Source organism: Agromyces protaetiae (genome assembly GCF_030866785.1).
GTDB lineage: Bacteria > Actinomycetota > Actinomycetes > Actinomycetales > Microbacteriaceae > Agromyces > Agromyces silvae.
This window is the reverse complement of record NZ_CP133018.1, coordinates 3,798,179-3,812,473: the sequence shown is the minus strand read 5'-3', so window position 1 is coordinate 3,812,473 and position 14,295 is coordinate 3,798,179. Positions and strand designations below refer to the sequence as shown.

The window sequence follows — 14,295 nt, the reverse complement described above, 5'->3', positions numbered from 1 at the left end:
ATGGAGCGCCGTGGTGTTCTGTCAGGATCGTTGGATCCTGGCTTCCACGTTCGAGGAGGAACGACTGGCCCATGAAGCGACACGCTGTTCGGTACGTGCTCGGGGTCGTTCTCGCTCTGGCTGCCGCCGCGATCGTGTTGCGCCTGATCGTGGGCATCTCTGGAGCAGTGCGTGTGGAGCACGAGTTTGGGTTCAACGCGGTTGACCTCGTCGTCGGATCATTTCTCCTTTCGGCGATTCTCCTGGCGATCGGATTCCTGTGGCAGCGCCGGAACGCGCGCCAGGCGCTCAGCGTGCTGCGGCGGCGGTATCCGGACGCCATTGTCTTGCGGGTGGTCTTGCGGTCTCAAGACGACCACGTGTTCCAGGCGGGCGCACACACCACGCAACGCTACAAATCACCGCACGTGGCGTCGGCAGTGATCACCCGGGACTGGGTCTGCTGGTTCATCGGCGTCCGACCGAAGCTCGCCGCCAAAGCGGACATCGTGCCAGGTGGATTTCGACTCGCAGAACTCCCGCACAACGCTGGCACCTTCACAGCCCTGCTTGCTCGCACTCACGCCGAGGACAGTGCGGTGGAACTCCCGATAATCCCGATGCGCGAGGCATCCTTCTTTCCTCGTTCGTTCGATGGAGCGATGTACCAAGCGCTGTTGCGCGACGTGTGTGCTGATCTTCCCGGCGCTCAAGCACCGATCGACACCAGCCGGGCAGCGAACTGACGGGGTGGTGCTACGGCACGAGCACCTCTCGTTCCTGATCTCGTATCAGCGGAAGATGCACTCTTGTCATGCCCGGCGAGGTTTGGGGAAACTTGCTCCTAGCGAGGGCGTCGTCGGGGCGACGGCAACGAGGTGGGTGGGCTGATGCGCGGCGGGTACGACGAGATCGCTCCACGCCCTGAACCGGGCTGGTACGAGGATCCTGAGGAATCAGACCTCGAGCGGTGGTGGGATGGCTACCGATGGTCAGACACGGAGTTCCGCCCGCCGCGCCGCGAAAGCGCAGCGCGCGCGGTGGTGTCGGATTACGTGCAGAGCTACAAGGACCAACTTCCCAACTCGCCGACGAATGCCATCGCACGGTCGACGCTCATCGCGTCGTTCATCGCGCTCGCCGGAGTCGTCGCCCTCCTCGTTCTTGCGATTGATCTTCGCGCCGCGATGCTCCCGACTGTGGGCGCCGTGCTACTGGCTGGGAGTGTCGCAGCGGTTCTGTTTCTCTCCGTGTGGAATGTGTTCGTGAGTGTGATCGCCATCGTCAATGGCCAGCGCCATGCCGGGCGCCGTGCGGGGCAGGCCCGTGTTTCGCTTGCGGTGTCGTGCGTCGCTGTCGCGTTCGGAGTCTGGGCCCTGGTCGAAGCGCTCCCCCACGCGTACGAGGTGGTTGCAGTGGCTTCATAGCCTGCTTTCGGGAGTCCGTCACCGAATCTGAAGGATCGGCGCTTGTCGATATCACTGATCGCAACTCGACCACCGTGGAAAGTTTCACGCGTATCCCCTGGGAACGCGACGTGCCTTACGTTTGGACAAGCCGGACAAGCCTGAGCTCGTTGTTGATCGCACCCGAAGTCATCGCTTCAGTGCGTTCCCGGCATGCAGGTGCGATCGATCCCCAATCCGCGGCCGAGTGGGCGTTGAGCCTGAAGGGATACACAGATGCCCAGTTGGCGATCTGGAATCGTCCCCACGTTCCGAACCTCCGGGAACGTCGCCGCCCGCGCCCGCGCCCGCGCCCGCGACGCCGTAGCGTTTACGTATCGGCGGTTAGCGGCGATGGACAGTAGGAGAAGGATGAGTCACCACCTTGGACAGACGGCGTCGGCACCTCGTCCACAGGGGATGACTATGGCAGCGTTCGCGCTGCTCGGTAGTGCCGTGCTCGCACTGGTGGAAGCTGTGCTTGCGCTCACGACGCCGGCTCTGTCGGCGGTGTCGCAATCGGTGGCTGCGCTCTACGTGGCTGGCGCGATCATCACCAGCATCTGGTACGTCGGCGCCCCTCTCCTCTGTGCGCTATTCGCCTGGCTGGCATTTCGTTGGGTTCGGTTCGTTGTGATTGCAGTGGCGATCACGCAGTTTCTCTTCTTAGGTGGGCCGCTTACCTGGGCGAGCGCACTACTGACTGTGCTCGCAGCCGTGCTGTTGTGGCTCCCGGCAAGCCATCCGCGAGCGCGCCAACCACGAGTTGAATGATCGACAGTGAGCTCGTCAAGTTTATTCACGGTGGCCGCGAACAGTTCGACGGTCCTGGATGCGTCGGCTTCTCTGCGTGACTGGACAGGCGCGCCCTGGTGGTACCTTCCGGCGCTCATCATGTTGGGCCTCGTGATTGTTGGGCTCTACTGTCTGTCCGTATACCGCGATGCACGGCGCGGAGAGGATGCTCCAACCGAGGGGGACCCAGAGAAGGACGAGAAGCGACGGCGTGACGACTGACAGAACTCCAATCCCTAGAGGGTTCGAGCTCACTGGCGGCGGAGGTGGGAAAGATGCCGGGTCGTGTCGGGTTGGGGTCCTCCGTCTTAGGAGGACCTATTCCATCCGGTACAGCGCAACCCCATCGGGTGAAGATTTGTACGCCAGTCTCGACTAGGGCCTGTTGCTAAACCCATTTCTAGTCGCTCGTAACGAGGCTTGATGCGTGTCGCGCGACGTGCTCTCAGATGAGGTCTGGGCTGTGACGGCCCGTTGTTCCCGAAGGCGAAGTCGACCGGACGACCGCCGGTGGATCGGCGCACGGTGGTCGAAGCGACGGCGTGGCGATTCCGCACCGGAGCGCCGTGGCGTGACGTGCCGGAGCGATTCGGGAACTGGAACACGATCTACAAGAACTTCAACAGGTGGGCCGAGCAGGGTGTCTGGGCGCGCGTGTTGGAGAAGACGCAGTCGATCGCTCAGCAGGCCGGGGACCTCGACTGGGTCGCGTCGATCGACTCGACGATCGTGCGTGTGCACCAGCACGGTGCCACTCTGCCCCGCGCCACAGGGGGCGGGATCGAACTACAAGAAGTTCGGTGACGAGCCGTCCGATCACGCAATCGGCCGATCTCGAGGCGGGCTGACGACGAAGAGCCATCTGGTCTGTGATGGGAAAGGGCGTGCTCTCGCATTCATCCTCACCTCGGGGCAGGCGGCCGACACGCGCATGCTGACGGCGACGCTGAGCGAGATTCGCGTCGTCGGCGCACGAGGCCGACCACGGTCCCGCCCCGACCGGGTACTCGCGGATAAGACTACCCTTCCAAGAGCTTGGACGAGCAGCGCCGGGCGCCCAACTTGATCGGATGGAAGAGTTCTTCATTCGCCGAGGAGGAGGTCCGACGAACGCGGGCAATCCGGACGGCGGCCTTGCGAACCGTCGGCACCAGATGAACGATCAGAGGCACATGGACGCGGGTGGAGATCTGTGGTGATGAGGCTGAACGTTGGTGATGTGTTTATTGTCCCGGTCGGTGACGGACGTGCGGGCGTCGGTCAGATCGTCGCAAGGTACGGCGGCGCCGGATACTATTTTGCGATCTTCGAGGCCGTTCTGTCATTGGAGGATGCTCGCGCGCATGCCCGCCAAGCGTTGGGGCAGCCGATACTGTTCGTGGCGCTCTCGTTGGACGGGAAATTGCACGCTGGCCATTGGACGGTGGTCGACCACGCACCGGTCGGTGACGATCTGCCATTGCCGGCCTATAAGGTCGCGGTTGGCACGCCGGAGAATGTCGAGGTCGTCGATTTCACGGGTGATCGTCGGCGGCCCGCGAGCAAGGTCGAGACGGAACTGTTGCCGTACCGGAAAACGGTTGCGCCGGTTCGGCTAGAAAAAGCCCTGCGCGCCTGGCTCGGGCTAGCCCCGTGGCTCGAGGCCTTTGAAGAGCTCAAACCTGCCGGGCGTATGACGACTGCTGACCTTTTCGACTGACGAGCTCGTCGTTGACGGAAACGGTCCTGTGGGCGAAACCAGCCGGGTGAGTAGCCCGGCATCTGCAGTGTCGCGAAGTCGTGCTGAGAGAGTCTGGTGGTGGGTAATGCGCCGTTCGCTCTCTTGGATGCCCTTCGGCGCATACACGTTCTTCGCGTTCGCCTTCGCCGGTGGGGCGTGAGAAAGGTTTCGGTGACAGGTGTGGTTTAGGCCGCGAGGGATCGCGGCTCGATTAGCTTCGTCTCGAACTCGATCGGCGTCAATCCGCCGAGGGCGTCTTGGGCTCGTTGTCGGTGGTACTTCCGCTCGATCCAGACCACGATCGCCAGGCGCAGCTCCTGCCGGTTCGCCCAGCGTTGCTGGTTGAGCACGTTCGTTTGCAGCACTGACCAGAACGATTTTCATCGCGGCGTTATCTCCCGGCAGCCCCCACCCGTCCCATATCAGCGGGTCATGTTCAACCTTGACAGCGTCGAGGTATGGCCCGGATTGACTCGAGCTTCTTCTGGAGGAGGCGGCGCAACTGACTGGGAACTCTTGCAACTTCGCGGAGGTTCCTTCCCGAACGTGGAATACTGGAAGGGCGGACAGAAGGTTGGGAGCCCCTTCGAATGAACGCCGACTACTCGGATCGACGTTTCCAGCTGTGGGAGTACCGCGTCAGTCACGGATCGCTCCTGATTCGCAGCCCACGAGGCCTTGACGCCACACGAAGCGTTGACTTCATCTTCGTGGGCGTCGAGTATCTCGCCGTCCCGAGAGTTTTCAGGGGGCTCTCGCTCGACGCTCACCGCGAGTCGGATCGGGTTGCCGTGACGGCCGAGTTTGGCCCGTTCGAAATCGATCGCCTTCGCGTTCTTGTCTCAGCTGGCAAGCGGTTCCCGATCGTCGCGGCCGGGCTCAGGGTCGAGGAGCACGAGGGCGATATCTTCGACTCTCCATTTGCAGAGCGGACGAACTAGGACGGCTCTCCCCGGTCAAGTCGCTGGTGGTGGGGGAGCGCGGTGTCCTCCGATGTGAACGGCGCTGATCATTCATCAGCGTCGACCCGCTGCTCGATCTGACAGACCCGCAACAGCGGAACGGCTACGCGTACGCGCACAACAATCCAGTCTCGTTCACCGATCCCACCGGACTTCTGCCCCAGGGCTACTCGAGCGCAACCTTCGACAGCATGGATCGCGCCATGGCCGACCGTGCCAAGCACAAACAGGCGCCCGCCACCATAGATCTTCCCGTGGCCGGCGCGAGCGTAGTAGCGGTCCCCCTCGCTGCGGCCGGAGGAGCCTCGTGGCTCACTGAAATAACGTGGGGCGCAGTCGGCAGACTGCTTGGCTTTGGGGGCGCGCTCGGCGGCGTGCTCATGATGTGCGGTTCTTCAACCGAAAGCTGCGCAAACTCCAACGAACAGGCGCTAGGTGAACAGAGCACGCCGGCTCCGCCAGACATGGACGGCTGTCCGCCCATCGTGCTGGATTGCTCCGACTGGGAAGAATCGGCTGATCGCACCCTTGACGCGAGCGAGATGGTCAACGGAGATCCGTTTGCGCCAGCCGTGAATTGGGGCCAGCAGGAAAAGCACTTCCCGGACCATTTCAACGTCGATCCGAGAAAGAGCGTGTTGACGGCTGATCCCAGACTGCTCGCCCGGCACGCGGGTACCGGGACACCGGTTGGAAAGCTGCCTGTCGGGCACCCAGGTTCGAGGGAACGCGTGGACTTCGGCGAACCAATTGGGCGGTTCGTTGATAGAAATACTGGGGCGATCACTGAAACGACGAGAGGCATCACTCATTACGGAAAGAAAGGAATTCACGTGGTTCCGAGCAGGCCGATCGAATGAGTAGGCTTTCGTGTGCGCGTTCTGCTCTCAGTTCAGGGCGCTCTTTTGGGTCTAGTCACCCCGAATCTGCGTGGCGTGGCAGTGGCGGCTCGAAAGCCGACCATACGCCTACGATTCATATTCGAAAACGATCCGAGTGAAGACGATCGCGAGAATGTCGCGTTGGCGGAGACGTACGTGATTGCGGACTTCGAGGATTTCGTCACGGTCGAGGCTGACTGCGAATGGGTGCCCATGACCACTCGCCTTCAGCTACAAGACGGCGAAGAGGGTGTTTACATGAGGAAAGAGTCAGACTGAGGGAGGGGCCGGGCCACCGCGCTACTCGACGCTAAGGGGCACTGCTCCTAGCAGCGGACCGGTAGACGCTGCCACGCTGACAATCCGGACAATGGTCGCGCCCGGAACGGCTATCTGCTCCGCGAACCGAGCGCATAGATGGAACTCGCCCAGGTGCCGAAGCAGTCGAACGCGTCGTTGACGGCATTGTGCGACCTCCTGGACCAAGGGCTGGGGTTCGAGCACCAGCTTGCTACCGACAACCCGTCGCCTGGAAGCTTGCTGGCGACGTCGATCGCGCGGTCAGGCTCGCTGACGCCGCCGAGGCGGGTGTGGGCGATCGCGATGACGCGGCTGCTGTTGAATTGCGCTCGTTTGTCGTTGCATTCCGCAGACGGCTCGCGCTCAGCTCTTCGGGTTGACCTGGAAGTCGATTCCGTGGGCGGCGAGCTGGCTGACGGAGTGCGCCGCAATATGCGCAATGTGCCCGGCCGGCGCTTCAGCGCAGTCGAGACGTATCCGGATCGGTCCACTGGCGGTTTCGGGATACTGCTTGGAGAGGCTTCCATCGAGCACGTAGCCAGCGTATGTGTTGACCTTTTCTTGCAGCTGCCTAGCCTGGTCGGGATCGACGCCCCAGCGGCGATCTTCGACCATGATGAGCAGGTACGTGCCGTCAGCGTCCTGAGCAATGAGATCGATCCTGTTCGTCTCGGCGAGTCCGGGCATGTGGGCCTCCAGTGCGCTGTGTGAACTTGCAGTATTGGTGGTGACGGGGACGGATTCGATGCGGCAGGTGATCGCGGACGTGAGGTCGAGTTCTTGTTCGTCGGAGACACGCCGGTTCGGGCAGCAGAAAGCGTAATGGCGAGCGTACTCGGTTCGATGCTCGCGAGCGTTCGATTGTGGCTCCGTGCGAGCGAGTGCCGGACCGAGATGCAGCCTGCTAACAGCGTCCAGCGCAAGAGCGAGAAAGGCGGACGCCGCTCATATGTGCAGGGAAGGCGAACACGTCTGGCGCTCGAGGGCTGTCGACGATGGGGCCTGTCGGGTGGGGCGAGGTCTCCGAGGGATGCGGCCTACTGTGGGGCGACGTGTCGTTGGATGAGTGCGCTCAGTCGTGCAGGGTTGACTCCGGACGCGCGGAGCGTCGGGTCTCGACGGGCGCGCGTGGCGAGGGCGTTCAGGATGCGGGCGGCGTCCCGCCGGCTGCCGCTGAGCGCGGGTTCGGTGAGTGACCACCCGCCGATCTCGGTTGGCGGGTGCGCGTCGGCGATGGAGAGCAGATTGTGCAGATCGACCGCGTCCTTCACAGCGGCGCGGGATCTTGAGGCGTACGCCTTCAGCACGGTTGCGATCTCGGGCGTTGGGAGGCGGGTGTTGAGGCGCAGGGCCGAGCCGTCGCGGAGGATGACGGTGACGTCGAGCTCGATCGGGTCGGCTGCGAGGGCGAGGCTGAGGCCTGGTGCGGCGTCGAAGGTTCGGCCGCCGTGCTCTGCTCTGGTGAAGGTTCCAGCTCGGGAGGGGACTAGGAGGTCGATCGTCTGGTCCTGCTTGGCGTAGCTGTTGCCGGCGGTGGCTTCGTAGCCTGCTGCGGTGAGCTGGTCATGCAGGGTTCCCGCCGTTGCGAGCGTGGTCGAGATCGCGAGGTCAGCGTCGGCGGTTCGTCGGATGATCGCGTCCGGGGTGGGGAACGCGGCGAGCAGCAGCGCGACCATCTGGCCGCCCACGATACGGGCATCGGATGCGCCATCGAGCATCTTGGATGCGTCAGCGAGCGCGCCGAACGCGGCGTCGTCGGCGTTGGAGGTCGAGACGGTGTGGACGGTGCGTCGGATCACGGCCATGCCTCGAACGCGAGTGCTCTGAGTTTTGCGGCGGCTTCGTCGGCGTCGGCGCCGCCGATGCGGCTGACGTCCCAGGCCACGATCATCGGGTCGGCGGTCAGGGCAGCGCGGGGGTTGCGGTGCCAGGCGCGGGCTGTGGCGAAGACGGTGTGATCGTCGGGCACGGTCATGGCGAGGGTCGCATCGGCGGGGTCTGCCTCTGCGAATCCGAGCTCGGCGAGCTCGAGTCCGGTGGCGGCGTACATCTTGGCGCGTCGGACGGCGCGCCAGGGTGCGAGCTCGTCGGCCCCGGCGTCGCCGGAGATCAGGGCTTCCGGATGTCTCGCCTGCACCTGTGCGGACTGATGCGTGGGCGGGTCGAGGGAGTACCAGTTCGTGGTGATTCCGCGCGGGCCCGGGTACTCGGCGAGGAAGCGGTCCCAGAGCCGCTCGGCGGCCTGACGTGAGCCGGCACGTGCGTCAATCGCGACCGAGCCGATCGTGCCGAGCGCCTTGGATACGGCGGCCTGGGACACACCGGTGATGGCGGCCAGATCGACCTGACGTCGCCCCGGATGCTGAACGAGGGCCCGCATCACCGCGAACCGCCCCCACGCATATCGAGGCGGCGACGACGGCGCAAGCTCGGACGGATCGCTGTTGGCCCGGCGGGACTGGCCGTCCTCGATGATCACCCCATCGTCGACACCGACCACGAGGACGTCGGGCAACGCGGCTGCGGCTGCCGCGAGCGCCGGTGAAATCCGTGGCACCACGTACATGAGCCGGAGCGCCGGTCCGTGTTGCGAGAGTCGTTTGTGCTCCCGTCGAAGATCGGCCGGCGACGGCCGGCTGCGCACCTTGACCTCGTACGCGCGGCCATCGATGCGAAGTGCCGTCGAGCCCGCGACACGAACCGACTTCCCCGCCTGAGCGAGGACATCGTTCGCGCGCTCCAACTCGATGGCCACACCCAAAATATAACCCCGCAGCTAACAGGGTCTGCAAGGTTATATTCGGCTGGATTGAAGCGTGCGCGTGCTGTCCTGCGATGGGCGCAGCACGCGAATTTATGTCTACTACGTGGCCACTGAATGCGAGGCGGCCTGGTCGCACACCCATGGAAGATGCCTCTGTATAGAAACAAAAGCAGGGTGACCAGGTATTTCGCACATGGAGCCGATGACGGGAATCGAACCCGCGCTATCTGCTTGGGAAGCAGAAGTTACCAAGTGGTGGTTCACGGTGGCTCATTGAGGCTCACATCGCTGGAATTCCGCGGGAGCGTGAGCCGTGGTGAGTCACTGTGCACTTGAATTTGTGGTCATTAAGTAACCACTGGGCGCGTGGCCGGGCGTGAACTGGTTGTAGGTCACGCTACGTGCAGGTACTCGCGAAGTGCGTCGCGAATGACCTGGGAGGCGTTCGAGTTCTCACCTTCGACGCGTTCGACGAGCGCCTGGTGCAGGGTGGGGTCGAGGCGGACGGCGACCGTCGTCGCCGGTCCCTCGCCCATCGTAGGGCGCCCGGCACGCCGTGCCGTGACCCCGGGGAATCCGGCTTCGGCGTTTGCGACGAGGCGGTCGATCACGTCTTCGGAGATCTCGGCGCCGTTGACGGTGCCGTGGCTTCTGCTCATCGAGCCCTCCTGATCAGTTCGATCGTTCCTTTGCGTAGCGGCATCGCGTGAATGACGAGGTGTCGAGCGCCGCCGTCGAAGACGAGACCTACGAGTTCCCACGGTCGGCCGGCCTCGTCCAGACTGATCCGCAGGAGCCGCGTCGGGTCGAGGTCGTCGAGCCACGTGTCCTCCAATCCCACGGACCAGAGCCCGATGATCTCGTCGGCGCTCAACCCGTGCCGCAACGCGGATGGGTGCACGCGAGTCTCCGTCACGTCGTCTCGCTCCTCAAATCGTAAACGAAATCCGCCATTGTGTAAACGAAACCCGGCGGCTACCGACCGCGGAGGCTTATGTCAGCGACGTCTGGATGTTCTCAAACGAACACTAGAATTGCAATATGCTCAGAAATTGGGCATTTCGTCGTACGTTGGCGGCGACGCGGAACTCGGCTGGGTTAACGGGGTTGCGGTAGCGTCGCTCGACATGAAGGGTGGCCGAAGCGCTTCGGGCTGGATACTCGGCGTAGGGGCCATGCTCGTCGTCTTCGTGGCGAGTCAGGCGTTCGCGATCGGCCTGCGATCCGAGGATCCCGGCCTCCGCCCTTTGTCGGTGATCCTGCAATGGATCGCGATCGCATGCGGTTTCGCACTCTTCGCCTACACCGTCTTCCTGCGCTTCTATGGACGTCCGCTTCGAGCCCTCGAGGCCGCGAGGCGACACGGGGAGCAGGCCTGGCTATTCAGTCCGACAGCGGAGACGAGGGCCGCCCTAGCGAGCCTGAGCAAAGGTGCGATCGACCGCGTCCCGTTCGTGATGATGCTCGAGTTGAAGTCGGCTGCCGTGCTTGTCCGAGCGCCAGCCGAGCGAGGACCGAACCTCGTCATTCCTGTCGGCGCAATCGAGCGGGTGGAAATCGGCCAGACGTTCAACGTAACGACCGCGAATGAGTGCCTGGTGCTTGTCATCTCGACGGGCCGCGGCGCTGAGCCCGTCCGGTTGCCGCTGCTCCTGCAACGGGAGACAGCACCGAGGATCTTCACGATGGGCGGGCCGGCGCTCCAGGACGCCCAGAACGCATTGCACGCGTTCGTGACTCAGGCCCGGACTTGAACATGCGCGGCCTATCCAATCAAGCCCTCGCGCGAGGCTGAGCCCGAACTGGGATCAGGCTTGCCCGCGAGCTCTATGGCGGTGGCCGAGGCGGTGGCGGATCTTTTCACGGACTAGTGAAGTCAGCGACAATCTCGTCGGCTTCGTCCTCGGTCACAGCGGCACGGTGTCGCGCAGGATCCGGTAGCCCACCCCGATGCGACGTGCGCGTTCGAGCACGCGGTCGCGATCGACAACATCGACCGGCGCCTCGACGATTTGTCGAGTTTGCGGGGGGCAACCTCGCAAGAAGTGCGCGATCTGGTGCCCAGTACCTGGACCGAGAAGCCACTGAAGAAGGGCGCCGGAGTTCGATTCCTTAACCCCGACGCCCCCGGTGAATCAATCGCCATTGAAAACGGCTGGCCGAATCATGCCGACCCACTTCACTCGGGTCCCTATGTGAAGATAAGTCGAGATGGAGTGGTTGAGCGGATACCCCTGCAAGGTAATCCAGTGCTCGGGGAAAGATGATGTCGGATTTGAAAGCGCTGTTATGGCTAGGGATTGAGGACTATTCCGGCCTGTGGGAGGCGGTGTGGCAACTCAAATCACTTCATCCGAATGCTCTAGAGCGGGAACTCGCCGTCCGCGCTCGGTCGATTCTGATCGATCTGCTGAAATCGGACCTCGTGGCGCTCTATCACTGTCAGGAACCGTACGGTGCCTTAGCCGCGATCGACGCTGAGCTGGCCGTTGGTCTGCTGACCGATGAACGAGCTTGGGAGGCGCCCGAGGCTAACGCGGTTTCCATCCGGTACAGCGCAACCCCATCGGGTGAAGATTTGTACGCCAGCCTCGACTAGACGGAACTGACGCCGCGGCAGAAGCCGAACACGTCTGGCACTTGAGGTCGGCCGCGTTGCGAAAGCGAAACGCGTCCAAGGGGGGTTCTATTTCCCGAAGATCGTTTCGACGGACGCGAGAGCGGACTGCTCCCGATCGGTCAGTACAATCCCGGCCGCAAGCGCAGACCACAGTGGTTGCAGGATGGCATCCAACGCTGCCTCATTCTGATCGCGAACAAGGAGCCAGGCGCTCACAAGCAGAGTGACCGTGATCGAGCCCAGATGGTGCGTGACCCGGAGGGCCTCGGTGCCGCCGACTGCGCTGGCAACGAGCTCATCAGCGAGATCGGCCCACCGCTTCCAGACCGGATCCAGCGAGAGCGCGGGTTCGGTCGAGAGCTGAATGCTGGCCCGAAGGCCCGCATCTCGCATGAGGAGCTCCGAAAGGTCGGCGGAGAAGCACAGCAGCCTCTCGAACGCTCTCGGCAGCTGGTCCCTCACGTGCTCGGCGAGCGCTTCGACCTGCTCCCGCTGATTGTGAAGAAGCTCCTGAGCGATTGCCCATATGGAATCACCACTATCTACGCCGGCAGCCAAGAGATCGCCATCTCCGTTACCGGCATGGTCACCGCCACCAGGTACTACTCCTTCTCAAGCCAAACGGTGGCGATGCGAACGGGCCGCGGACTGGGCAACGCCGTTACATCCCTCGTGAACGACCACCACGGCACACCCATCGGCGCTATCTCCAACGGCGCACACCCCCGCACGTCCGACGTCACCCGGCTCTACACCACCCCGTTCGGCGGCGTACGCGGAAGCTCTCACGCCAACACCGTGCCCGGAGACAAGCAATTCCTAGGCAAGACCCGCGACGAATCCACCGGGCTCACCCAGATAGGCGCCCGCTACTACGACGAACTCGTCGGCTCCTTCATCAGCGTCGACCCACTCCTCGACCTCACGGACCCACAACAGTGGAACGGGTACGCCTACGCGCACAACAACCCCGTCTCCTTCGCCGATCCCACCGGGCTTCTGCCTCGAGACCCGAGCGGACACCAAACGGTCGCCGACCGCGCCGACCGCGCGACGCGGATCTCCATGCCGGTCGAGGTCGCCCCGCCTGGCTGTATGGCCCCTTCCGCTGGTGCGTGTGATGCTGCGGAAGAGATCACGGCGACTGAACGGGAAGCAAACGAGACTGTGTGGGAGCTCTTTGGCTTGTTCGTGACTGGGCTTGGGCGGCCAGACGGCCACTACAGGTTCGACGGCACGGACGCCTATGCAAAGCGCTTCATGCTAGGCGAAACGGCAGGATTAATGCGCGAGAGGATCGAGGAGTGGCTGCGGCAAGGAAAAAGTGCGGAGGCCGGCTCTGTGGAGGTAACACCTGAGATGTTCGTACGTGATGCGATTGTCATTGCGAGCAACGGCCACGGTGGGAACCTGCCCGAAGCGTTCACCGGCTCGTTCAACTATGAGTTCCAAGTCGTGGAGCAGTCAGTGGAACGTGCAGCTATTGTGCAGATTACCGTTACGAACCCGACCACCATCGAAAGTTTCACGCGAATCCCGTGGGATCGCGAGAATTTCTTCGAGTATTTCAAGGGTCCAATGGACATGTCCAATCAGCTTTTCGGCACGTACAAGCGAATCGATCAAACGCTCACCTGGACGGAGCGCGTTCACTACTAATGAGAACGGAATCTCGCAAGCAGAGGGTCATCGGTGCGGTTGCTATCGGTGTGGGGATCGTCGCTGCAACTGTGTTCGTGGCAGCCCTCATTTTCGCGGGAGTCCATATATGGGCCTCTCTGCGTCCTGTGACGGAAGCGGACGTCGTGGGGGCCTGGGTGTCCGAGGAGGATCCCAGCGAGTCTCTGGTGTTGCATTCTGACGGGACAGCCGCCGCCGTCGACCTGCAGTCCCGCGGCATGGAAGTGGGCTCGGGCACAGGGCGCTGGAGTCTTGTGGGGGGGGCGGTGCTGCTTGTGATCGACGACGGTAGGAACACTCCGGGTGCAGAATTCCTCGCTGAACGGTCGGGTTTCACACTGTTGCTTGCCGACTACATCGGTCATCCAGACGAGGGGGAGCGCCGCTTTCTCATGAGAGACGATGGGTAAGGTCACATTGACACGGCCCGTGCCCGCGCTCCCATTGTGGCTACGACTGGCGCCATCGCGAGGGCACGTGTTCGCTCCCAAAGGGCGGGACTCGCCCGTATCGGAAACAAGGCCGAAGCGCGAACGCGGCGTACGCGGAAGCTCCCAGGCCAACACCGTGCCCCGAGACAAGCAATTCCTAGGCAAGACCCGCGACGAATCCACCGGCCTTACCCAAATCGGCGCCCGCTACTACGACGAACTCGTCGGCTCATTCATCAGCGTCGACCCACTCCTCGACCTCGCCGACCCGCAACAGTGGAACGGGTACGCGTACGCGCACAACAATCCAGTCTCGTTCACCGTCCCCACGGGACTTCTGCCCCAGGGCTACTCGAGCGCAACCTTCGACAGTATGGATCGCGCCATGGCCGACCGTGCCAAGCACAAACAGGCGCCCGCCACGGTAGATCTTCCGGTGGCTGATGCGAGCGTCGTTGCGGTCCCGCTCGCTGCGACCGGAGGAGCCTCGTGGCTCACTGAAATAACGTGGGGCGCAGTCGGCAGGCTGCTTGGCTTTGGGAACAGGCGCTAGGTGAACGGAGCACGCCGGCTCCGCCAGACATGGACGGCTGTCCGCCCATCGTGCTGGATTGCTCCGACTGGGAAGAATCGGCTGATCGCACCCTTGACGCGAGCGAGATGGTCAACGGAGATCCGTTTGCGCGCCAGCCGTAAATTGGGGCTAGCAGGAAAAGCA

The 14,295-nt window shown here is 63.2% G+C and carries 17 protein-coding genes and 1 pseudogene; 12 read left to right on the top strand and 6 right to left on the bottom strand.

The genetic code is table 11. The annotated features are described in order from the left end of the window. Positions 1-71 precede the first annotated feature (71 nt). The 5 genes from QU602_RS17450 to QU602_RS17430 all read left to right on the top strand — a co-directional run bounded on the left by QU602_RS17450 (position 72) and on the right by QU602_RS17430 (position 3,918). Positions 72-725: a hypothetical protein gene (locus QU602_RS17450; protein ID WP_308797718.1), complete on the top strand. Its 654-nt coding sequence runs from the start codon at positions 72-74 to the stop codon at positions 723-725. Between the two features lie 144 nt (positions 726-869). Continuing rightward, positions 870-1,406 (top strand): DUF2510 domain-containing protein, encoded by a 537-nt coding sequence (locus QU602_RS17445; protein ID WP_308797717.1) that lies wholly within the window; start codon positions 870-872, stop codon positions 1,404-1,406. 444 nt (positions 1,407-1,850) lie between these two features. Further along, on the top strand, positions 1,851-2,198 hold the full coding sequence (locus QU602_RS17440) for a hypothetical protein (RefSeq protein WP_308797716.1): 348 nt from the start codon (positions 1,851-1,853) through the stop codon (positions 2,196-2,198). Positions 2,199-2,729: 531 nt separating this feature from the next. Further along, positions 2,730-3,023, top strand: a complete 294-nt coding sequence (locus QU602_RS17435) for a transposase (RefSeq protein WP_373692847.1) — start codon at positions 2,730-2,732, stop codon at positions 3,021-3,023. A gap of 391 nt (positions 3,024-3,414) precedes the next feature. Then, positions 3,415-3,918: a hypothetical protein gene (locus tag QU602_RS17430; protein WP_308797714.1), complete on the top strand. Its 504-nt coding sequence runs from the start codon at positions 3,415-3,417 to the stop codon at positions 3,916-3,918. A 206-nt stretch (positions 3,919-4,124) separates the two neighbouring features. Here the strand turns inward: QU602_RS17430 and QU602_RS17425 are convergent. Next, positions 4,125-4,360 (bottom strand): annotated as a pseudogene (locus QU602_RS17425) (IS3 family transposase); the annotation flags it as partial. Between the two features lie 169 nt (positions 4,361-4,529). On the opposite strand from QU602_RS17425, the gene QU602_RS17420 reads away from it, so the two are divergent. From QU602_RS17420 to QU602_RS17410, 3 genes are all read left to right on the top strand, one after another. Further along, positions 4,530-4,880, top strand: a complete 351-nt coding sequence (locus tag QU602_RS17420; protein WP_308797713.1) for a hypothetical protein — start codon at positions 4,530-4,532, stop codon at positions 4,878-4,880. Between the two features lie 224 nt (positions 4,881-5,104). Then, positions 5,105-5,761: a polymorphic toxin type 50 domain-containing protein gene (locus QU602_RS17415; protein WP_308797712.1), complete on the top strand. Its 657-nt coding sequence runs from the start codon at positions 5,105-5,107 to the stop codon at positions 5,759-5,761. Between the two features lie 12 nt (positions 5,762-5,773). Continuing rightward, a complete protein-coding gene (locus QU602_RS17410) occupies positions 5,774-6,061 on the top strand; it encodes a hypothetical protein (RefSeq protein WP_308797711.1) in 288 nt (95 codons plus the stop codon). A 384-nt stretch (positions 6,062-6,445) separates the two neighbouring features. Here the strand turns inward: QU602_RS17410 and QU602_RS19165 are convergent, their stop codons facing one another. The 5 genes from QU602_RS19165 to QU602_RS17385 all read right to left on the bottom strand — a co-directional run bounded on the left by QU602_RS19165 (position 6,446) and on the right by QU602_RS17385 (position 9,762). Beyond that, positions 6,446-6,697, bottom strand: a complete 252-nt coding sequence (locus QU602_RS19165; RefSeq protein WP_373692952.1) for a DUF6572 domain-containing protein — start codon at positions 6,695-6,697, stop codon at positions 6,446-6,448. Between the two features lie 422 nt (positions 6,698-7,119). Beyond that, complete coding sequence (locus QU602_RS17400) at positions 7,120-7,887, bottom strand: hypothetical protein (RefSeq protein WP_308797709.1); 768 nt, start codon at positions 7,885-7,887, stop codon at positions 7,120-7,122. Beyond that, a complete protein-coding gene (locus QU602_RS17395) occupies positions 7,878-8,837 on the bottom strand; it encodes a hypothetical protein (protein WP_308797708.1) in 960 nt (319 codons plus the stop codon). Before QU602_RS17395 ends, QU602_RS17400 begins: the two co-directional genes overlap by 10 nt. A gap of 401 nt (positions 8,838-9,238) precedes the next feature. Continuing rightward, positions 9,239-9,505, bottom strand: a complete 267-nt coding sequence (locus tag QU602_RS17390; RefSeq protein WP_308797707.1) for a ribbon-helix-helix domain-containing protein — start codon at positions 9,503-9,505, stop codon at positions 9,239-9,241. After that, entirely contained in the window at positions 9,502-9,762 is a 261-nt protein-coding gene (locus QU602_RS17385) for a toxin (RefSeq protein WP_308797706.1), read from the bottom strand. Before QU602_RS17385 ends, QU602_RS17390 begins: the two co-directional genes overlap by 4 nt. 136 nt (positions 9,763-9,898) lie before the next feature. Between QU602_RS17385 and QU602_RS17380 the strand changes: the two genes are divergently transcribed. The 4 genes from QU602_RS17380 to QU602_RS17365 all read left to right on the top strand — a co-directional run bounded on the left by QU602_RS17380 (position 9,899) and on the right by QU602_RS17365 (position 14,130). Then, positions 9,899-10,600: a hypothetical protein gene (locus tag QU602_RS17380; protein ID WP_308797705.1), complete on the top strand. Its 702-nt coding sequence runs from the start codon at positions 9,899-9,901 to the stop codon at positions 10,598-10,600. 512 nt (positions 10,601-11,112) lie between these two features. After that, positions 11,113-11,445 carry a hypothetical protein gene (locus QU602_RS17375; RefSeq protein ID WP_308797704.1) on the top strand — a complete coding sequence of 111 codons (333 nt, stop codon included), beginning with the start codon at positions 11,113-11,115 and terminating at the stop codon, positions 11,443-11,445. A gap of 264 nt (positions 11,446-11,709) precedes the next feature. After that, positions 11,710-13,125 carry an RHS repeat-associated core domain-containing protein gene (locus QU602_RS17370; RefSeq protein WP_308797703.1) on the top strand — a complete coding sequence of 472 codons (1,416 nt, stop codon included), beginning with the start codon at positions 11,710-11,712 and terminating at the stop codon, positions 13,123-13,125. Between the two features lie 588 nt (positions 13,126-13,713). Then, entirely contained in the window at positions 13,714-14,130 is a 417-nt protein-coding gene (locus QU602_RS17365; RefSeq protein ID WP_308797702.1) for an RHS repeat-associated core domain-containing protein, read from the top strand. Positions 14,131-14,295 lie beyond the last annotated feature (165 nt).